The organism is Clostridium sp. (assembly GCF_050717515.1).
Classification (GTDB): Bacteria; Bacillota; Clostridia; order Clostridiales; family Clostridiaceae; genus Clostridium_AD.
The window spans coordinates 1-20,904 of record NZ_JBOITL010000037.1; the positions used below are offsets into that span (position 1 = coordinate 1).

Here is a 20,904-nt window from a genome sequence, read left to right on the forward strand (position 1 = left end):
TTCGTCCTGAGCCAGGATCAAACTCTCAATTTAAAAGTTTACACTTTTTATTTGAAATGAATAATCTGCGACAACTGTTAAGTTGTTACGCAAGCTCATTACATACTTTTTAGTCTTACGACTAAAAATACTTTTTTATCTAAAGTAATTAACTGGTCAAGCGAAATGTTATTTCGCTATTTTACCTATTTCTCTGTTTAATTTTCAAAGACCAATTTGCTTCGCCATCATGTGACGACAAGGAGTATTGTATCATATAAATAAAAGCATAAGCATAGCCAATAGGTCTTCTAACTAGATTAGCTTCATATTACTACATATAAGTACGAATTTCTCTATATTTCCCATTCCGATACGCAAGGCTAAGTATTATAAATATATATTTATCTACAAGCTTTAACCTACTGAAACTCCCACGCCTAAAGGCATGGGGTTCTTAGGTACTAAATAACTTTCTTTAATATCACAAATAATATTAACACTAATTATTTTCCCTAACAATTTCACTACCGAGCAATCCATTGACCACATTTGCGATAGTATAACGCCCGTTTCAAGACGTTTTTTTAAATCTAAATCCCTATACTACTCAAATTATCTAGTCCTTGCAATCTTTCAATTTCTTTATTATGAAGTTCTAAAAACTTATTAAAACCCTTACTACAATTATCAAGATGTATGCTGCATAAATCATCATTTACATTTTTAATTAAGTATGCCGAATATATATCCCTCTGGACTTTAAGTTGTTGTACATTATACTCAAAATAATTCCACCTTTGAGATAACTTCTTTTTATTATATTGTTGATTTAGGTGGTTGTATTGCGAAGCTCTCACTTGCCTTGTACTAATTTCAAAGTATTTCCCACCTTTAGCTCTTAACTTATTATCTAATATTTCCAAAAACTTACTAGGTGCTTTATTTGCTAATGATTTACCGAATCTTTTTTTCTTATTGATTTTCCCAGTTTTCTCATTGATAGTTGTGTTTTTAGCACGTTTTTGAAAACCTTTAAAAATTTAATTAAGTTGAATTATATAAGTTTCTCGGGAAATAATGTGAAGGATATTTCCAATTTTAGAAATTCAACAAATCTTGAGGAGACTTATATGAATACAAATGAGATTGAAAATTTACTAATATAACAACATATCAACCATAAGTTGTCCATTACATCCCCAACGTATGTCAGTACCCCTCTAGGTGCTTCAAAAAATCGGAATGTAAATTATGTTCATTATTTCACCTTTTTACTCCAATTCCATATGTTAAAAGCTACAAGTTAATTTTGGGACATATCTCTAATTTTTCAAAAATTTCATCTTCCCAAAATGAGTTAGGCGATGAGTGGATGTCATCGCCTTACTAGAATTTAATTACTATGATCACAAGTATCTTGACTTTGCAAGACATACTTAACACCATCGAATTTGAATATTGATACAATAGTTGTCGGCTTTGTCATTAGTGTATTGGTGCTTATTTTTGTATCATATTTTGTTGTCCACGCATATAGTCTTGAATCATCACTATTAATTTGATATCCTCCAATCTTTAAATCGAGAATATCTTGAAAGACCGTTCTTTCCTTTAACGTTCCCATCCATGCCTCAACGAACTTGCTATCTTTCAAATACCATACATGACCATAAAAAATATCTATACCTAATCCACCGGAACGAGTTGTCATTTCATATGCTTTATTTTCTCCATTAAGATTGTGCCAGTATTCCAGGTCCCATTTTTCTACTTTCCAATCTTTTTCTGCTACAAGAGAATATTTACCTTGGCTATTCTTGTCAAATATAAAGAAATAACCTAAATGAACCCCTCCATCAATTTTTGCAACAATCTCAAAATCATTATCTTTATCGATATTAGCTACCTTATAGGAAAGTCCCTCGAAATAATGAGGTTTTTTAGTTCCTTGTGTCTTTATTAGTTTTATTACTTCCTCTTTAGGTATTGTTGATAAACTACTTTCAGTATCAATTACTGCTGCTTCTACTATTTCTCCAATAATTACACTACAATTTAGACTCATTGAAAAAAGCAATATTAAGAGTACCTTTTTAGGGATTAATCTGATTAATGCAGATTTTATATTTGACATTCACTACACCTCACACTTTAAATAATTATATCTATTATGTGTCTCTGCAGATTTAATATGTAAATATAATAAAATTAGGCTTACCCATTGGAGCATAGCTTTGCATCTTAGAATTCTCTCCACTAAACTATTGGATATAAATACTACTTTATGTTTGCGAATCCTCTGCAATAGCGTAAAATTGTAGCGGAGGCCACACAACAACAAAAATTCCTATAATGGCTGAGTTTATGAAAAATTCAAGAAAAGAGCTTTCAAAAAATAAAACTTCAGTATACATGGAACCAACTTGGCTTTTATTCCATCTAATAAGTGTAATTTCGAAATTATAGAAAAATGTAAGAGGGGGGGGGGGGGATGAAATTGGATATGTCATTAACTACTGAAAATGAAAAAGCCCTTATAAATAATTTAAAGGCTGCTAAAAAAGGTGATAACGCAGCCTTTCAATTATTAATTAATGAAAATAGACTTTCATTATATAGAGTTGCTAAAGGTATATTAAAAAATGAAGAAGATGTTGCCGATGCAATTCAGGAAACAATAATCAACACCTACTGCGGAATTAAAAATTTAAGAAAAGAGGAGTATTTTAAAACCTGGCTAATTAAAATACTTATAAATGAATGTAATAAAATATGGTATTCCAAATCAAAGGTTATACCTATGGAAGAAGTAAGAAATGAATATGAAGTCTATGAAGATTCCTATTCAAACAATGAAGTATTAAGCACAGTAAACTTACTTACAGAAGATATGCGAGTAGTAATTCTTTTATACTATTACGAGGATTTTTCAATTAAGACTATTTCAAAAATACTTAATATAGCACAAGGCACTGTAAAATCACGGCTTTCAAGAGCAAGAGAAAATTTAAATGAGTTGTTAACGGAAGGGAGTATTGTTAATGAATAATGATTTTATAAATGATTACTTGAAAAAGAAGATTGATGATGAGAATATTATTGTTTCTCCACTTGTAAACACTAGAATAGATGAAACTCTTTCTAAATTATATACTAAAAAAAGGAGAAATCCACTTTTTAAAAAAGTAGCAATTGCTGCAAGCATTACTGCAGTTATTATTGCCACCAGCACTATACTTCCTGTAACTGCCAGTGGAATACCTATAATAGGTTCAGTTTTTCAATATTTTATGGGTTTAAACAATAATCAGAATGAAGTAGTTAGCGAATATATAAAATATTCTAAGGGTATAAACCAAAGTGTAGATAAAAATGGAATTAAGTTTACAGTAGACGAAGTAAGTTGTGATATTAATTCTCTTGTAATAAGTTACACTATCCAAGGCAAAAATAAAATTAGTATAAATGATGATAAATTTCCAAGTGTCATTGTTAACGGCAAACCAATAGGGTCATCTTTTGATATGGATGATAAAAATGTTGGTGATAACACAATTAAGGGTATGTTTAATATGGATATTTCCAAGAATAATCTACCTGATAAATTTGATTTGGATTTCAACATTTACAATATAAGTTCTACAAAAGAAAATTGGAATTTTAAATTTAATGTATCTAAAGAAGCCAGCAATAAAGCCACAAAGGTCTATTCTCCAAATGTTTCAAGTAAATTACCAATATGGAACTACACTGTTAATACAATCACACTGAGTCCCTTCTCTAATTCAATTTCCATAAGCGGAACATCAATGAATGATTTAGTTAAGCTACCCTATGAGTTTTTCGTGTTAGACAATAATAACAATGTATTAACAACAAAAATGGCGGATTTTTCTCAATTATTAGAAAACAAAAATTTTAAAATGTGCTTAGAGTTCATTAAGGGTAAAGACCCAATAGATAGTATAACCTTACTGCCTTTTACAGTTAAATATTCAACTACAAATGACTTTGTCCTATCAAAGGCTCTTAGTGAACTCCCAGCAATCATTGATATAGGAAATAAGGGCTTGATTACCATTAATAGTGTGAAAATTAATGATACTAATACTATTGTAAACTATGCTATTGATGGATATACTTTTAATCCATGTCCCGCTTTAGTCGATGAAGTTGGAAATAAAATATTACCTGAAGGAAGAGCAATACTTGTAGATGCTTCCAATCGTGAATACCAAATTGAATTCCCTAAAATTGATAAAAATAAAAATTATAAAGTGGCAGCTATTAAAAATCCTCAAATACAGTTATTAGAACAAAATAAATTAATCATACCATTAAAATAAGGGAGTATGCAGCTAGCAATAAGGTGGGAGATACCGACTGATACACCCCTGTATAAATTCTTCTTAGACTCAGATTACTATCGTATTCCTTATAAGCAAACTCTGCCTGAGTCTAAGTATCACTTAAAGCTATATATTTTATTTCTAATATTTAGCGATAAAATATATCCTCTTTTATAATATGAATAAATGCTTAATAATACTAACAGGCAAATTATTATTATTTCTGCAATTATGCATTGAACAGTAAGTATACTCGTATTTATATATTTAAAATACACTAAAAAATATGAAGATATTATAGTGCAATAATTCCATAAAACATGTGAAATGAAAGCATATACCACACTTTTTGTCATTACATATATAATTGATAGAAAAATAGATAGGACTAGAGTTTCAATAAATCGAGATATACTACTAAAATGATAAATCCCAAATACTATTGAGGTTAATATAATAAAAATTTTTATATCTTCTTTTTTCTTAACAAAAATTTTATATGCAGTATATCTGAAAAAAATCTCCTCTGCTGCTACTCCAATAACCATTATAATTATAAAAGCTAATGTATCCAAACTACTATTTATATAGGCGCTATCAGAAGTTACAGTTTTGATATAATAGCCAATGGATTTTGTTTTATCAGGATTAATCATAAAACTTATGTGGTATATTAAAATATTAATGAGTGCAAAAACTGAAGAAAAAAACATTGTAATCAGTAAATTATCCATACAATCGCATTTACTAAGCTTAATCTCTTTAAATAATCCACTATAGTTAACATTGAAAAATATTTTTCCTATTAATACAAATAATATTAATAATGCTATTACTGAAAATAATTGTCCTAACAAATTCATGCCAAAGAAATTGTGTATTAACCCTACAACTAACAATACTACCCAACATAAACAACTTAGAAAAAATGCTGTAATTATGGGTGCACTTTTATCTTTCATGTTATTTAGAAAATCACCTATTTTCACTTCACACCTCCTAATATTTCACTTTAATTTTATATTTCAATATGTTATTTGATTGTTTAACACTAAGTTTGCCGAACTAATTCACCCTTTAATAATCACACTGCTATATAATATTAACATATTTTACAATTATTATAAAGCATAGTTCCTCTTTTCATTAAGAAAATGCAAATTTTTTTTACATACCCCCTATTAGAATTTTTAACTCAAATATCAATTTTTATATTATTTTATATAATAAAAACATTAAAGTTAAATAAATATAATTCGATATTTAATAGAATTGATTTTTTACAATATTAACTATACCCAAAATAAAATTTCACTAAAACCATAGCCGATTTTTTTAAGTACATTAAAATTTAGAAAGAGATGGTGATAAATATGTCTCTGATACTCCCATGCCTAAAGGCAAGGGGTTCTTAGATAGATTAACTTCTCCTATACTCTCATTTATTTAAAAATCAAATAAATTACAACATATAAGAACTAATTAACTTCTCTAAAACTTTCACTATCAATCATTCCAATGAATGAATTAACGATAGCATATGGCTCATATCAAAACCTCTTTAGCCTTAATTTATAATCCCATACTACTTATTGCTTTATTGTTGCCATTTTATATTGCTACTATTTCCTTATCGTGTAGCACTTTAAAATTATCAAACTCCTTAAAACATAAATCTCTATCTATTTCTTCTAAATTATCCTTAATATTCATTATAAGAAATGCGCTATAACAATCTCTTTGTATTTTAAATCCTTCGAAATTGTTCCACCTTTCCGACAATTCTTTTTTATTATACTTAATATCCTATCTCACTTCCCCAGACGAATTTTGAACTGAAATTTATATCTAAGAATCTTATACCTGAAAAATATCAAGAAGGTTTCAATTCAATAATAGAAAAATATACTGAAGGTTTGTCAAAAGATTTTAATGCTGCGTTAGAATCCACTGCAAGAAGTATTATAAATACCAAAGATCCTGGTCTAATTGAAAGCGGCTGGGTACAGAAGTATATGCAGTGGGAAACTATAAACATTTAATGTTTAAGACTTCTATAAATGAATTAGCATAATTAAAACCAGCACTTTGAAGTGCTGGTTTTAAAAATAATTTATAACCCCATTAGACAATCTCTATTTATACATTTCTTTAACTGCTTTTCTAGTTTCAATTAATTTTTCTTCTACTTCTTTTATATTATTTCTAACCATTCCTATAAATAACATGTCTATTATTGCTAGCTGTGATATTCTCGAGTTCATTGCACCTTCCCTCAAAGATTTTTCTACTGCTGGCACACGTAACACCACATCTGAAAGATCAGCTACCTTATTATTTACACTAGCCTTTGTTATTGCTATTACTGGAACTTTCCTTTTTTTTGCATTCTCTACACATTTAATAACTTCCCTTGTTTCACCTGAATAGGATATTGCTATTGCTACGTCTCCTGGCTGCATTAATATAGATGATGTTATTTGCAAATGGGTATCTGTATGTGATATGCATCTCTTATTTATTCTACTTAACTTATAATAAAAATCTTGACCTACTAAAGCTGATACTCCTACACTAAATATATATATATTTTTTGCATTTATAAGTAGCTCTATTGCCTTATCTAGTTCTTCTTCAATTAACAAGTTAACTGTCTGCTCCATGATAGCATCTATTGAATTTTTTATTGAATAAATTATATTTTTAGTTCCTAAATTTTTATCTAAATATTGAAACTCAGTAGCTTCCATCTTATCTATACTTATAGATAATTTAAGCTTCATTTCATTTAAGCTATTGAACCCTATTTTTTTAGCAAATCTAACAACTGTTGGAGCCGATGTTTTTGTATTATTTGCTAGTTCCTTAGCTGACATTGTTATAATGCTTTCCTTAGTTTCTAATAAATAATCTGCTATTAATTTTTCACTATCTGTAAAGCTATCGTAATTTTGCTTTATATACTGTAATACATTCATAATCCCATCGCCCCATTAAATTTGATTTTAGCTTTATTTATTTACTATATTAAAATAAAATTTCACACCACCATTTATATATTTTAATAGATAAAAATGCTTTTGTAAAACAGAAGCTACAACATTTGTCCTATCATCACCCTTTTGACTCACTTTTAATATTTGTAATTCTCCCATATATCTCATATAATTTTCGTTATCTATAGTAACATCTCCATATTCTTTATCTACTGTATTTAACGATTTTATTTTATCTCCCTTAAGAAGCAATCTACTTTCACTAGCTCTTATGGCGTCTCTAGCCTCATCTATTCTATTGGTGTAAGTTTCCGAAAGTAATCTTAAGGTTACACTATCATATTCTTTTAATTCTATACAAAGCTCTACTGCATCCGGATTTAGTTCTGATAAATCCTCGAGTTCTCTTTTACTAGGAAGTGAATCTCCAATAAATACAGATTTATTTCCCAGGGTATACAAATGATTTGCAGCTTCCCGTACCTCTATACCTCTATGATCTTCTAAGCTAGGCAATCCATCATTCAGTGGACCTCTTTTTCTGTTATTTGATCCTACAAAAGCACAAGCTTTAATTCCTCTTTTACTTAAAATAGTATTTTTATCTTTCATACATTTTTCTGAAATACCTGTACCCACTCTAGGGTAAAAATTATGTAATGCATCAACATTTTCATAGTTAGGCAAATATATATCTAGTTTTTCAAAAAACTCTTCAGTTATTGTAGATGCATTTAACTGAATTTTGATTCCATAAGGGTTATGGGTCATTTTAGATATTTCTTCCTCTGTATATCCAAAATCTATTCTTATAGTCTTGACCCCCATATCGCCTAGTCCCTTCAAATCCATATCCACAAGGTCTAAAAATTTAAAAGTGTTAGGAGAAATATCACTTATTATATCCATATTATATTTTTTAGCTAACCTGAAAAATTCACGTACCTCAGTCTTTAAGATACTATAATTTGCCTCAGGTATATGAAGTGAGGTAAATATTCTAGTAAAGCCAAGTTCATTAGCATCCACTAATAACTTTATATTTTCTTCCTTTGTATTGTCTAGTCCAAAGTAAATTGAAATACCATAACTCATAAAATTCCCTCCTTGAAATTATCGATTAATTTTTATTATTAAAAAGACCCTTGCGGGTCTTTTTAACTCTCTGAGCTTGTTAATCCACTGGATCTTCAAAGCCTAATATGCTAGTAAAGAAATATCCACCTATATATGATACTAGTACTCCTATTAAAAATACTCCCATTTTACCATTTGCAATTAATAATGCTAGTGGTAATCCTGATACACCGATTGCAACGGCTCCTACCTTAAATAATGCCATCACCGCTCCACCTAATGCAGCTCCAAGGCAAGCTCCAAGAAATGGCTTTCCAAGTGGTAATGTTACTCCATATATTAAGGGTTCTCCTATTCCTAAAAATCCTGGTACTAATCCATTTTTAGCTACTTTCTTTAATCTTTCATTTTTTGTTTTTTTGAGTACTGCGATTGTTGCTCCCACTTGTGCCATTCCAGCTGTTGCAAGTATTGGAAGTAATACTGTAAATCCAACATTAGCTATTAAATCTGCATGTATTGGCGTTAACGCTTGGTGCATTCCAGTCATAACAAGTGGTAAGAATAACCCTCCCGATATTGCTCCAGATATAACTGATATTATTATATTATTTGATGCTATTGTCTGTCCTACTATAAGACCTATACTATCTGAAATAAATCCACCTAATGGTTGAAGTATAAATAACGCTACTAAAACTGAAATTGTAAGTGTAACCAGTGGTGTAACGAATAAATCTAATACATCTGGTACAAATTTCCTACAAGCCTTTTCAATATAACAAGCTAAAACTACTACCAGTATTACTGAAATAATTCCGCCACGTCCTGGAGTTAATGCTTTTCCAAAAAGAGTTATCTTTGCAAGTGCTGCTGATGAAAGAATTCCACCAAGTACTCCACCCATCATCGGCATTTGTGAACCGAATTCCTTAGCTGCATTTACACCAACTAAAATTGATAAAATAGAGAATACACCCATACCTATAAGTCCTATTATTCCAGCTGCTGTTGTAGTTTTATATGCATCTCCAAAATATACTCCAGCTATATTATTTACTGCCAAAACTAGTCCGCAAGCTACAAATAATGGTATTAATGGGATAAATATATTTCCTATTGTTCTAAGCATATTTTTAAACTTAGTATTATTTTTTTGTTTTAATTTACTTTTAGTTTCTGCTACTGCATCCTCGCCTATAAGTACATTTTTTCCAATTATTTTACTTACTTCTTCAGTTACCTTATTTACCTTTCCTGGTCCATAAATAACCTGTAGCTGTCCTCCGTCTTCAACTACTCCAAGAGCTCCTTCAGATTTTTTTATTTCTGCTATTTTTGCCTTTGAATAATCTTTAAGTTCTAGTCTACAACGGGTCATACAATGTGTAACAGATTTTATATTACTTTTCCCTCCAACTAGTTCCACTAAATTTTTAGCAATTTCTATATTTGACATAATATTTGCCCCCTTTTTATATGCTTTTTAGCGCTTTTGCTATATATCCACTATTTTTATCTAATTTAATTTTCGCTTCCTCTCTATTAAGCTTAGATAATATCATGAATATTGCTAGCTTAACATCAAATTCTGTTTCATTTAACACCTGTGTTGCATCGATAATAGCTATTCCCGTTGCCTCGCAAACTATTAACTTAGCTCTCTGCGTTAATTTTTCATTTGTTGATTTTACATCTACCATAAGGTTGCCATATACTTTACCTAGCTTTATCATAGCTCCTGTTGATAACATATTTAATACTAGTTTTTGAGCTGTTCCTGATTTAAGTCTTGTAGAGCCTGTTACAACTTCTGCTCCTACAATTGGTGCTATTGATATTTTTGCTGTCTTTGAAACTTGTGAATCAGCATTACAAGTAACTGAAATTGTTAATGCTCCTACTTCATTTGCATACTCCAGACCCCCTATAACATATGGTGTTCTACCTGATGCTGCAAGTCCAACTATTGTATCGTTCTCTGTAATATTTTTACTCTTCAAATCTTTTACTGCCAGTTCCCTGGAATCCTCAGCACCTTCCTTTGCTCTAAATATAGCCTCTGTGCCTCCTGCTATAATACCTTGTACTACTTCTTCTGAAATTCCAAAAGTAGGTGGACATTCCGATGCATCTAAAATTCCAAGTCTTCCGGAAGTTCCTGCACCTATATAAATCAATCTTCCACCTTTATACATTCTTAAAGCTATACAATCTATGGCCTGCGCTATTTTAGGAAGTTCCACTTCTACAGCTTCAGCTACCTTTTTATCTTCATTATTTATTACTTTTACCATTTCTAAAGTTGAAAGCTTATCTATGTCCATGGTATTTTCATTTCTACTTTCTGTTGTCAGTTTTTTTAAATTTAAATTGTCCATATTTTTCCTCCTACGTTGCTCATCATTTGTATGTGAAAACGTTTTATTTTATAGTTTTATATTAACATGTTTGAAATTATGTTTCAAGTATTTTTGTAAAATATTTTATTTCATTTCAATTTTATGTTTTCCACTACATAAAAAAAGAGAGGAGATAACTTAACATCTCCTCTAAAAGAGTAAATATACCAATAATAATCACCACTTTTAATACATTTTTGGACACTTCACATCGCCTCCATTAATATTCTTAATATAGAGAACTTAATCTATCCTTAGTAATTGTATCAAGCATCCACTTATTTTCACCTGCTTTGGTTAGTAGCATCTTATAGATTACTTCTTTATTATTATCCACAACCTTAAGATATACCTTACAATGGTTTGAATACTCAACATTTGATGCTAAGTGCGGGTCGCTCATTTGCCAAAATTGAATTTGACCTATCTCTATATTTTTACCTGCTAATTCACTATGAATATTATTTTGAAGGGTTAAGTTTCCTGATTTTATTAGATTAATTAAAGATTCAACCTTAGTTTTAACTGTTTTATATTCTTTGCTGTTTGGGAATGTACTAAAGCCTGTTATATACCATTTATTATCCACTTTATTAAGTTCTACACTGTTATCCATAGATAGACCACTTCCAGAATAACTTTGAACTAAAGCCTTCACTTTTGCAGTAGCTTTAGTATCATTATCATATAATTTAAAATTATCTAAGTACAAACTAGTTTTATGATTAGCTCCACTAAGAGTATTCCTTTGAGATTCTTTTAAAATATTAGTTATATCAAAATAAGCCCATTGATCAGGATTTTTAGTGTCTAAAAAGTATTTTTTTAATCCTTCAAAATCTTTCAGGTCATTTATTTCGTATTTATATAAAACATCCATGGCACCCCTAAGTGCCTTAAATACATTCTCTTCCTCTCCAGTTTCATGATTAACACTTTTTTCTATATGGAAGGCTTTTAGATTTATAACTTCCTGTTTATACCCACCTACATAAGCTTTTTCACCATCAGGCAATAGGGATATAACTCCACTTGAAATTTCTATTTTTTTCTCTTCTTCTCCATTCTCATTAACTAAATGAAGGTAAAAGCTATTTTTCTCCACATCTTTAATTTCCGTGGTATATATAAATTTACCATGCTCAATGAACTTTACATCCAATACATATTCATCGGTAATCTTTTTAAATTGCTCTTCCTCATTAATATCTTTAATATAAAACAAACCAAAGTTTTCTTTTCCAGTTTTTAATAAAGCTTTTCTATAAGAATCTCTAAATCTCCCAAGAGGTAAATCTTTTACTACAGATTCTTTTTTATCAACTATTGTTATAGATGATTTACCATTACTATCTTCAGTTTTAGTGGCATAGTAATAATTACTATCTAATATGCCTTTATAATATAAATTCTCCTTTTTCTCATAAGAATGTACTATTTTACTACTATCTATATATATAATAGAGCCATTAATAATGCTTGGGTGTTCTGTGTAGACCTTTCTGCCATCAGGTGAGAACCCAAAGTAGGTTATAGGTTCCTTTTTTAACTCATCACTAAGCATTAACTTATTTACCTTTGTATCGTAAATGCACAATCTCTCTCCCCCACAAAAGGCAACTACTGTTTTATCACTATTCCATTTAACAGTTGATATGAATGGAATTTCAGAGGCTAGTACTTTCATCTCTTTAGTTTTATTATCTATTTTCAACAAATTAACTGTTACTATAGATGCACCCTTTATAAACCTTTGACTATCTTTAGCTTCTTTAATTGGCGTCATAAAATAAGAATATTTTTCATCTTTTGAAATTGTAAGAAGAATATTTTCAGAAGATGTTATGTTACTATTAGTCATTTTAGCATTGTCTTTAAAACTATCTACACCCTGGGTATTTATACTTTCAGATATTTTTTTTATATCTTTAGATTTAGATGTTTCATTTACTTCATAAACCTTGTTATCTTTTATTCCAGCAGACCTGCAAGATATTAACCCTGATGCTAAAGTAATTGTAGCAATAATTATTAATAATTTTTTACTCTTCATATAAAATGGCAAAATACTCAATAGCACGAATATTAATTGCCTTTCCCCTCCTTTTCGCAATATATCTTAACCGTTGTTCCTTCTCCAAGTTTACTATTTAGCTCTAATCTTCCATTATGCCTTTTTATTATTTCATCACAGATAGAAAGTCCAAGTCCTACTCCCCCATCTTTTCTAGAACGTGATTTATCTACCCGATAAAATGGTTCAAGTACTTTTTTAACGTCTTCTTCTATCATTCCTCTGCCAAAGTCTTTTATATAAATACACACTGTGTTTTCAAGCTCCTCTATACCAAGGATTATTTTGCTACCACCACTTGTGGCTGTTAAAGCATTGTCTACTAAATTAATAAGTACCCCTTTTAACATATCTCTATGAAAATAAAATTGTAGATTTTCTCCAGCAAGCTCTAGCGCAATATTTTTTTCTTTTGCTTTAATAGCCATTATATTAATAACTTCCTCAAGCAGTGGTTTAATACTGGCCTTTTCTAGTGGCAAGGTGTTTTCACGAAATAGAATCATGTCTTTAAGCGTAGTTACTAGGTTTAACATTCTCTTCCCTTCAGAATTAATATATCCAAGTCCTTTGTTAAAGTTTTTTTCGTCATATTTTATACTTGATAATATATCTGAATATCCAATTATGGACGTTAATGGAGTTCGAAGTTCATGGGTTAAATTATCAATAAATCGTTGTTTACGTTGTCCTTCTTCTTGTAATTCATGTATTTTCTTTTCTATTTCTTCAGCCATAATATTAAATTGAATTGCCAAAGTTCCTATTTCATCTTTGCTAATAACCTGTGCTCGATTTTCATAATTTCCAATAGCTATATGTTTTGATGTTTTACTTAAATTCTCTATAGGTTTTATTAATAGGTTACTTATAATCCTTGATAATATAGCAATAAATATAAGCCCTATTACTCCAGTTTTCACAAAAAACATATATTGCTCTTTTTTCTGAATGTCTATATGAGTAATCTTCTTTATATAAGATAAAACAATTTCTTCTTTATTTATTTTGAACAATTGATTTACAAACAAGTAATGTTCATTATTATTTACTCTTAAAATATAATTTCTTTTATTTCCAAATAAACCCCCTATTTCATCTTTAGAAAATTTCAAATTCATAGAGGTATTTGATGCTAAAAGCTTTCCTTCCTTATCTATTAATTGGATATAATCTTTATCATTGCCGAACATTTCTATTATTCTTTTGCTATATTCGTTAATATTTAGATCCTCCTGTTGCATTTTTTCATTAACAATTAAATATAAATAAATACTATTATAAACGTTCTTTTGCTCCTCTAAAGTTCTCTCTATTTCTCTTGTAACTGTGCTATTATAAGTATCCTTAGTTACTAAAAACGCTGTTAACATTAATGTAAAAATATAAATTCCTAAACATATACATATAATTTTCCATCTAAATTTCATTTTCTTCCTCACTTATTATTGTGCTGTTTCATCACCCTAGGTGATTTTAGTCTAATTCTAATCTGTAACCTATCTTAAAAACAGTTTTTAACCTCTGCGTATCAAGTTTGTTTCTTAGCCTCTTTATATGCATGTCTACAGTACGAGTGTTACCTTCAAAGTTGTAATCCCACACTAGCTCAAGAAGCTTTTCACGAGTTAAGGCTATACCTTTATGCTCTAGGAAAACAATTAGAAGTTCAAACTCCTTAGGGGTAAGCTCTAATTCTTTAGAATTTTTAAACACCCTTCTTTCTTGTATATGAATTTCTATACCATCAAAGGTTTTTATGTCAGATCCTTTTCCACTTCTTCTTATAAGCGCTTTAATTCTTGCAATCAATTCCATACCATCAAAAGGCTTAGTTAAATAATCATCCGCACCTAAGTTTAAACCTTTAACCTTATCAACAATATTATCCCTAGCCGTTAAAAGAATTACAGGAATATTTCTCTTTAATATATGCGGTAAAAGTTCATACCCATCTATCTTTGGAAGCATTATGTCTAGTATTATTAAGTCTATGTTTTCTTTTTTTATTATGTTTAATGCTTTTTCTCCATCCATGGCTTCTAATGTTTCATAGCCTACCATTGAGAGGTTCATTTTTATTAGTTCTAAAATAGGTTCTTCATCTTCTACTATTAATATTTTTTCCATATTAATCTCATCTAGCTCCTTTTCCACAATAGCAATGCATTGCAATAGGCTAAACCTATATTTTACTTTATACTTATATACTACCATTCTATTTCATACAAAGAATATCTTAATTGTAACAAAGTTGTAACAAAATAGGTGTATTCTAAAATAATTTTCATAAGTTCAGTGATTTTGTGGCATATTTCCTTGTCCACGCACAATATGTAGATATAATTAAAAGACTTACCTTTTAAAGTAAGTCTTTTAATTGTATCTACATTCATATTTTTTATCCCCAGCATTAAGTAAATTCATGTCTCCCTAATGCTAGTCCCTACTTTAAAAATTAACTTTTTTTCGTTTTTTCAATATATTACTTTTAGGTCAAACTCTCCTTCAACAAATAATGAAGTAACTGCCTTATATCTAAAAGATTTTACTACTAGAATCCAAACCTTCAAATTGCATATTATAATAATAGGAATACATACCTTCATTTTTAAGAAGCTGGTTATGACTACCTCTTTCTTGTATACCCTCATCATTAATAACTATTATCTCATCTGATTTTTTTATTGTACTTAACCTATGGGCTATAACTATAGTAGTTCTATCCTTTGAAAGTTTTTCAAGGGAATTTTGTATATATCTCTCGCTTTCATTATCTAATGCTGAAGTTGCCTCATCTAAAATTAAAATGGGAGGATTTTTCAAAAATACTCTTGCTATGGAAAGCCTCTGTTTTTGTCCACCAGAAAGTTTTACTCCACGCTCCCCAACATAGGTATCATACCCTTCATCAAGCTCCATTATATAGTCATGAATATTGGCATTTTTAGCTGCCTCCATAATTTCTTCATCAGAAGCATTAATTTTACCATATCCAATGTTTTCTTTTATGCTACCTGCAAACATATATACATCTTGTTGTACAACACCTATAGAATTTCTAAGAGATTCAAGTGTCAGATCTCTTATATCATTTCCATCTATTGTAATGCTTCCAGAAGTTATGTCATAAAATCTTGGAAGAAGTGAACAGATAGTAGTTTTTCCACCACCAGAGGGACCAACAAATGCTATGTTTCTCCCGGCCTTTATCTTTATGCTTATATCATTTAAAACATTATGGTCATCACCATAACTGAAGGTTACATTTTTATATTCTATATTTCCCTTCACATTGGTAAGAGTTACAGCATCGTCTTTATCCACTATAACAGGCACTGTTTCTATAACTTCCCTAAACCTCTGAAACCCTGCATATCCCTTTTGAAATAGCTCTGTAAAATTAATTAATATATCTATAGGATTTATAAATATATTTATATAAAGAGCATAAACTACAAGGTCTGTTACTTTTAAAGAACCCTGAGTAATAAATAATGATCCAGCTACTATTATTACAACATATAAAATCCCTTCTAAAAAAGTATTTCCTGCAATAAACTTACCCATTGCAGTATAGCTTTGTACCTTAGAATTTAAATACTCTTTGTTTCTTTTATTAAATTTTTTCTTTTCTATTTCTTCATTTGCAAATGATTTTACAACTCTAATTCCTGATAAACTATCCTGCACTGCAGAGTTTATATTTGCTGTTTTTTTCCTATTATCCAAGAATATTTTACGCATTTTCAAATTTTGATAGGTTGAAAATACTACCATGATTAAAGTAACTCCCAGTAAGATAAGTGTCATTTTAACATTTATGAATAGTAGTATTGTAAAGGACCCTATTATTTTTAAAGCTGATATAAGTACATTCTCCGGGCCATGATGTGCAAGCTCTGAAATATCAAACAAATCTGATATTAGCTTAGACATCATTTCTCCAGTATTATTTTCATCATAATATGAAAATGGTAAACTTTGAAGATGACTAAATAAATCTCTTCTCATATTATTTTCCATTCTAGCCCCCATAATATGTCCCCAAGTAGCTATAAAATATTGACAGAAATATTTTATTATATACATACACACCAATGCTATGCCAATATAGCCTATGTTATGAAGAATAAATTGTTTATCTTTTGTAAAAAAGTTTTTCGAAAGATAACTAAGAATTACTGGAAAAGATATATCCACCGCAGATACTACTAGTGCACAAAACATGTCTGCAAAAAAAAGAAGCTTGTAAGGCTTATAATAATTAATAAATTTTTTAAAAATGTCCATGATTTCACCCTTTCTGTTTTATGAAATATAAATTAATTTAATCTTTGTTTTTTTATTCACTATATTATACCAATAATATTTAACTAAACACAATGAAAAGAATTTTAATTGCATTGCAAGCATTTATAGGAAAAAAGGACTTGAAATGCCTCATCTTCATTTTTTAAATTTATATCTGTTAATTCCAGTATTTTATCCAATCTGTATTTCACAGTATTTCTATGAATAAATAATTCTTTTGCAGCAAATACTGAATTTTGATTATTTTTTAAATACAAATATAATGTTTTGTAAAGCTCCGTATTGTTTTCTTCATCATAATCTCTAAGTATGTTTAAACTAGGATGAATAAAACTTTCGATTTCCATAGTATGGCTTGCTCTATTTATAAAATCATAAGCTTGAATGTTTTTGTAATAATTTATATTTTTTGTTATATTCATTTTTCCACTTATTTTAATGGAACTTATGCCTTGTTCAAAGTACTCCCTACAATTTAGCAAATTACTAAAAGTGTTACTTATACCTATTAGGATTTGATTTTCATTAGCAAAGTTTTCAATTAATTGTTTTTGTTCTGCAGAAATAAAGGGTTCCCTTTCATAGTCATACAGCACAACAATATAATTCTCATAATAGGTATGTGTTCTTTTATAAAAAAGCTTTTCTAGTTTATAGGATAGATAGTTAGGTGTTTTATCCCTGGCATCAAATTTATCTATATCCAAAACTATTACTGTAAAATTACTTTTATAGTTTAAGCCATAGGTTTTTAGTTTTTCCACTAATACATTATAATCTTTAATTTTTTCGTCCAAAAGATCCATAAGAAAATTTTCACCATCAAAATTATCCATATTCCTATTAACTAAATTTTTTTCAAATTTATCGGAAATAACATTAGAAATCATAAGTAATGTGTTTTTATAATTTTCCTCCATTGGTGAGTTTGACAGGAGAGTTATAATATATCCTATTAATTTTCCATCAACAATAATTTTAGTTACCCATCTCTCTATGTGGCTTTTATCACAAATTACTTTAAATGGTGTTGTATTATTTAAAGAGTTTTTTATACTCTCCATACTTCTAACGTAGCTAATAAAATCATAGGAGCAATAACCATTTTTTACATTTTGCATCCAGAATTTATCGCTTATTTTGGATATTTCTGAACTAGCTAAAATTCTGTAACTTGGATCTATGATTATTATTGGATTATCTAAAGCTTGGGAAGCTACTTCTGCAATATTTTCTAAAGCTGCAGAGCTCTTTAAAGCATTTAGCAAACTGTTCTCCGTAAACACTTCATTTATTTCATTAAAAGTCTCAAAAAGCTCACAGTTACTTCCTAATATTAAATATTTAGATTTTCCTAAATTATGTGCAGGAATATTTCCCAAGGTATCATCAATTAAAATAGCATTAGCTGATTGTAAATTAATTTGATTTTGAATAATAAAACTAGTTGTACCTACATAAATAAAGTTACTTTTAAATATTTTTTGATTTTTCACTAAGAGTTTTGCTTCAAGCATTGGTATTAGCTCTGTGGATTCATTAAGGTTATTTAAGATTATCCTATCTTTGAAGTATTTATATATATGGTAAAAAGTCATTTTCACATTCACACCCCTTAGAAATTAAAGCTATACATTATATTTACAGTATAGTGCATAGTGCACTATAAAAAAAGTATTTTTTGTGCTTTAACCATATGTTAATTTATAGGATTCATTGTTATATTATTAACAACGAAAGAATTTGGAGGTATTTGTGATGAAATATACTAAACTTTTTACACCTGGAAAAATTGGTAATTTAACATTAAAAAACAGAATAGTTATGCCTGCTATTGGTACATCTTTAGCATCTTCTACTGGAGAAGCTTCTGATGAAATAATTAGATATTATTCAGATAGAGCTAAGGGGGGCTGCGGATTAATTATCACTGAAATTACAAGAGTAGATAATGAAACCGGTGTTGGAACTCCTTGTCAACTTTGTGTAACTGATGAATATCAAATACCTAGACTAGAAAAATTAGCTAGAGCCGTACATAGATATGATTCTAAGATATTTGTTCAATTACATCATCCGGGTAGACAATCCCATGGCAGACTAATTGGTGGCAAGCAAATTGTAGGCCCTAGTGCAGTAACAAGCTCTGCTATTGGAGAAATTCCTAGAGAACTTACCACTGAAGAAGTAGAAGCAATGACTAAAAAATTTATTAAGGGAGCAAAAATCGCCCAAATTTCTGGAATAGATGGTGTTGAACTACATGGTGCACATGGATACTTAATCGGACAATTTATTAGTCCTTTAACTAATTTAAGAACAGATAAATATGGTGGTTCTTTTGCTAATAGATTGAGATTTATCACAGAGATTATAGTAGGAATTAAATATATTTGCGGCAAAGACTTTCCTATTTCAGTGAGAATTGATGGAGATGAATTTGTTCAGGGTGGTTTAACACTAGAAGAAGCTGTTAAAGTAGCTAGATCTCTAGAAAGTATTGGTGTTGATGCTATTAATGTAAGTTCCGGAACTTATGAATCAGTTAATGCTATAATAGAACCTATTTCCTATCCACAAGGTTGGAAGAGACATTTAGCAAAAGCAATAAAGGTAGCAGTGAAGATTCCTGTAATAGCTTGTGACGTTATAAGAACACCGGACTTTGCTGAGCAACTATTAGAAGAGGATGGATTAGATTTCGTAGCCTTAGGAAGAGCTCATTTGGCGGATCCAGAATGGGGTAAAAAAGCCCTTGAAGGTAGAGAAAATGAAATTAGACCTTGCATATCCTGCTTATATTGTATTGAAGAATTAATGGGTGGAAAGTGTGTAAAATGTGCTGTTAATCCTAAAATGGGAAGAGAACTTGAGTTTGATGATTTAAGAAAAGACGGCAATAACCATGTTGTAGCTATAGTAGGCGGAGGCCCTGCTGGTATGCAAAGTGCAATAACTTTAGCTGAAAGAGGCTTTAAAGCTATTCTATTTGAAGAAAGAAGTGTATTGGGCGGTAGCGTTTATCTAGGAAGTAAACCACCACTAAAAACTAAGCTAAATGATTTATTAGATCACATGGAATATGAAATGAAGAGATTAGGTGTAGAAATAAAATTAAATACAAAAGCAACAGTGGAAGAACTAAAGAAGCTTAACCCATATGCTGTATTTGTTGCACCAGGTGCTAAACCTAATATTCCTAAAGCACCAGGTTTTGATCAAAAGAATGTATGCACTATTGAAGATGTTTTAGGTAAAAAAGTTATTTTAGAGAATAAAAAAGTTGTTGTGGTAGGCTCTGGATTAACCGGTCTTGAAACCGCAGAATACTTAGCAGAATCCGGTAATGAAGTTACCGTCATTGAAATGCAAAGCAAAATCGGACCTGGTGCATATTTACCTAATTTAATCGATGTTACTTCTAGACTAAAAAAACATAATGTAAGCATGATACCATCTCTAAGACTTACTGAAATAAGTGAAACAGGAATTTGTGTTCAAAACACATTAAATAATAACTTCACAAATATAGATGCAGATGCGGTTGTTTTATCACTAGGCGTAAGAGTAGATCAAGAGTTTGTTCAAGAGTTTAAGAAAAACTTCAACAAGGTATTTGTTTTGGGTGATGCAGAAAAACCAGGAAGAATAGGACAAGCAATACAAACAGGCTATGAAAAAGCTTATATGTTACTATTTTAGATGGTAAT

General features: G+C 29.7%; 17 protein-coding genes. 4 read left to right on the forward strand and 13 right to left on the reverse strand.

Annotation, left to right across the window (positions count from 1 at the left end; genetic code table 11):
- Window positions 1-572: 572 nt before the first annotated feature.
- Window positions 573-905 (reverse strand): hypothetical protein, encoded by a 333-nt coding sequence (locus ACREV6_RS21280; RefSeq protein WP_431580055.1) that lies wholly within the window; start codon window positions 903-905, stop codon window positions 573-575.
- A gap of 470 nt (window positions 906-1,375) precedes the next feature.
- Window positions 1,376-2,116: a hypothetical protein gene (locus tag ACREV6_RS21285; protein ID WP_431580056.1), complete on the reverse strand. Its 741-nt coding sequence runs from the start codon at window positions 2,114-2,116 to the stop codon at window positions 1,376-1,378.
- Between the two features lie 357 nt (window positions 2,117-2,473).
- Between ACREV6_RS21285 and ACREV6_RS21290 the strand changes: the two genes are divergently transcribed.
- Both ACREV6_RS21290 and ACREV6_RS21295 read left to right on the forward strand, forming a co-directional pair.
- Entirely contained in the window at window positions 2,474-3,031 is a 558-nt protein-coding gene (locus ACREV6_RS21290) for an RNA polymerase sigma factor (RefSeq protein ID WP_431580057.1), read from the forward strand.
- On the forward strand, window positions 3,024-4,328 hold the full coding sequence (locus ACREV6_RS21295; protein WP_431580058.1) for a DUF4179 domain-containing protein: 1,305 nt from the start codon (window positions 3,024-3,026) through the stop codon (window positions 4,326-4,328). The genes ACREV6_RS21290 and ACREV6_RS21295 overlap by 8 nt, the downstream gene beginning before the upstream one ends.
- A gap of 119 nt (window positions 4,329-4,447) precedes the next feature.
- Here the strand turns inward: ACREV6_RS21295 and ACREV6_RS21300 are convergent, their stop codons facing one another.
- Window positions 4,448-5,320 (reverse strand): CPBP family intramembrane glutamic endopeptidase, encoded by an 873-nt coding sequence (locus ACREV6_RS21300; RefSeq protein ID WP_431580059.1) that lies wholly within the window; start codon window positions 5,318-5,320, stop codon window positions 4,448-4,450.
- Window positions 5,321-6,247: 927 nt separating this feature from the next.
- Here ACREV6_RS21300 and ACREV6_RS21305 point away from each other — a divergent pair.
- Window positions 6,248-6,373 (forward strand): hypothetical protein, encoded by a 126-nt coding sequence (locus ACREV6_RS21305; protein WP_431580060.1) that lies wholly within the window; start codon window positions 6,248-6,250, stop codon window positions 6,371-6,373.
- A 93-nt stretch (window positions 6,374-6,466) separates the two neighbouring features.
- On the opposite strand, the gene ACREV6_RS21310 is transcribed toward ACREV6_RS21305, so the two are convergent.
- The 10 genes from ACREV6_RS21310 to ACREV6_RS21355 all read right to left on the reverse strand — a co-directional run bounded on the left by ACREV6_RS21310 (window position 6,467) and on the right by ACREV6_RS21355 (window position 18,792).
- On the reverse strand, window positions 6,467-7,309 hold the full coding sequence (locus ACREV6_RS21310; RefSeq protein WP_431580061.1) for a MurR/RpiR family transcriptional regulator: 843 nt from the start codon (window positions 7,307-7,309) through the stop codon (window positions 6,467-6,469).
- A 33-nt stretch (window positions 7,310-7,342) separates the two neighbouring features.
- The gene (locus tag ACREV6_RS21315; protein ID WP_431580062.1) at window positions 7,343-8,422 is read right to left on the reverse strand and encodes a MupG family TIM beta-alpha barrel fold protein; all 1,080 of its coding nucleotides are present in this window, start codon (window positions 8,420-8,422) and stop codon (window positions 7,343-7,345) included.
- Between the two features lie 79 nt (window positions 8,423-8,501).
- Window positions 8,502-9,863, reverse strand: coding sequence for a PTS transporter subunit EIIC (locus ACREV6_RS21320; RefSeq protein WP_431580063.1), 1,362 nt, complete (start codon window positions 9,861-9,863; stop codon window positions 8,502-8,504).
- 16 nt (window positions 9,864-9,879) lie between these two features.
- On the reverse strand, window positions 9,880-10,785 hold the full coding sequence (gene murQ / locus ACREV6_RS21325) for an N-acetylmuramic acid 6-phosphate etherase (protein ID WP_431580064.1): 906 nt from the start codon (window positions 10,783-10,785) through the stop codon (window positions 9,880-9,882).
- A gap of 250 nt (window positions 10,786-11,035) precedes the next feature.
- Window positions 11,036-12,859 (reverse strand): hypothetical protein, encoded by a 1,824-nt coding sequence (locus ACREV6_RS21330; protein ID WP_431580065.1) that lies wholly within the window; start codon window positions 12,857-12,859, stop codon window positions 11,036-11,038.
- Between the two features lie 32 nt (window positions 12,860-12,891).
- Complete coding sequence (locus ACREV6_RS21335; protein WP_431580066.1) at window positions 12,892-14,310, reverse strand: sensor histidine kinase; 1,419 nt, start codon at window positions 14,308-14,310, stop codon at window positions 12,892-12,894.
- Between the two features lie 46 nt (window positions 14,311-14,356).
- Window positions 14,357-15,010: a response regulator transcription factor gene (locus tag ACREV6_RS21340; protein ID WP_431580067.1), complete on the reverse strand. Its 654-nt coding sequence runs from the start codon at window positions 15,008-15,010 to the stop codon at window positions 14,357-14,359.
- A gap of 80 nt (window positions 15,011-15,090) precedes the next feature.
- Window positions 15,091-15,276 carry a hypothetical protein gene (locus tag ACREV6_RS21345; RefSeq protein WP_431580068.1) on the reverse strand — a complete coding sequence of 62 codons (186 nt, stop codon included), beginning with the start codon at window positions 15,274-15,276 and terminating at the stop codon, window positions 15,091-15,093.
- A 142-nt stretch (window positions 15,277-15,418) separates the two neighbouring features.
- Complete coding sequence (locus ACREV6_RS21350) at window positions 15,419-17,173, reverse strand: ABC transporter ATP-binding protein (RefSeq protein ID WP_431580069.1); 1,755 nt, start codon at window positions 17,171-17,173, stop codon at window positions 15,419-15,421.
- Window positions 17,174-17,277: 104 nt separating this feature from the next.
- Window positions 17,278-18,792: a PucR family transcriptional regulator gene (locus tag ACREV6_RS21355; protein WP_431580110.1), complete on the reverse strand. Its 1,515-nt coding sequence runs from the start codon at window positions 18,790-18,792 to the stop codon at window positions 17,278-17,280.
- 160 nt (window positions 18,793-18,952) lie between these two features.
- On the opposite strand from ACREV6_RS21355, the gene ACREV6_RS21360 reads away from it, so the two are divergent.
- Window positions 18,953-20,896, forward strand: coding sequence for an oxidoreductase (locus ACREV6_RS21360; protein ID WP_431580070.1), 1,944 nt, complete (start codon window positions 18,953-18,955; stop codon window positions 20,894-20,896).
- The last annotated feature ends 8 nt before the right edge of the window (window positions 20,897-20,904 follow it).

Excerpts from the sequence above, each read along its gene's own strand:
- ACREV6_RS21285 (WP_431580056.1), bottom strand. The coding sequence starts at position 2,116 with ATGTCAAATATAAAATCTGCATTAATCAGATTAATCCCTAAAAAGGTA.
- ACREV6_RS21290 (WP_431580057.1), top strand. The coding sequence starts at position 2,474 with ATGAAATTGGATATGTCATTAACTACTGAAAATGAAAAAGCCCTTATA.
- ACREV6_RS21295 (WP_431580058.1), top strand. The coding sequence starts at position 3,024 with ATGAATAATGATTTTATAAATGATTACTTGAAAAAGAAGATTGATGAT.
- ACREV6_RS21310 (WP_431580061.1), bottom strand. The coding sequence starts at position 7,309 with ATGAATGTATTACAGTATATAAAGCAAAATTACGATAGCTTTACAGAT.
- ACREV6_RS21315 (WP_431580062.1), bottom strand. The coding sequence starts at position 8,422 with ATGAGTTATGGTATTTCAATTTACTTTGGACTAGACAATACAAAGGAA.
- ACREV6_RS21320 (WP_431580063.1), bottom strand. The coding sequence starts at position 9,863 with ATGTCAAATATAGAAATTGCTAAAAATTTAGTGGAACTAGTTGGAGGG.
- murQ (WP_431580064.1), bottom strand. The coding sequence starts at position 10,785 with ATGGACAATTTAAATTTAAAAAAACTGACAACAGAAAGTAGAAATGAA.
- ACREV6_RS21330 (WP_431580065.1), bottom strand. The coding sequence starts at position 12,859 with ATGAAGAGTAAAAAATTATTAATAATTATTGCTACAATTACTTTAGCA.
- ACREV6_RS21335 (WP_431580066.1), bottom strand. The coding sequence starts at position 14,310 with ATGAAATTTAGATGGAAAATTATATGTATATGTTTAGGAATTTATATT.
- ACREV6_RS21340 (WP_431580067.1), bottom strand. The coding sequence starts at position 15,010 with ATGGAAAAAATATTAATAGTAGAAGATGAAGAACCTATTTTAGAACTA.
- ACREV6_RS21345 (WP_431580068.1), bottom strand. The coding sequence starts at position 15,276 with ATGAATGTAGATACAATTAAAAGACTTACTTTAAAAGGTAAGTCTTTT.
- ACREV6_RS21350 (WP_431580069.1), bottom strand. The coding sequence starts at position 17,173 with ATGGACATTTTTAAAAAATTTATTAATTATTATAAGCCTTACAAGCTT.
- ACREV6_RS21355 (WP_431580110.1), bottom strand. The coding sequence starts at position 18,792 with ATGACTTTTTACCATATATATAAATACTTCAAAGATAGGATAATCTTA.
- ACREV6_RS21360 (WP_431580070.1), top strand. The coding sequence starts at position 18,953 with ATGAAATATACTAAACTTTTTACACCTGGAAAAATTGGTAATTTAACA.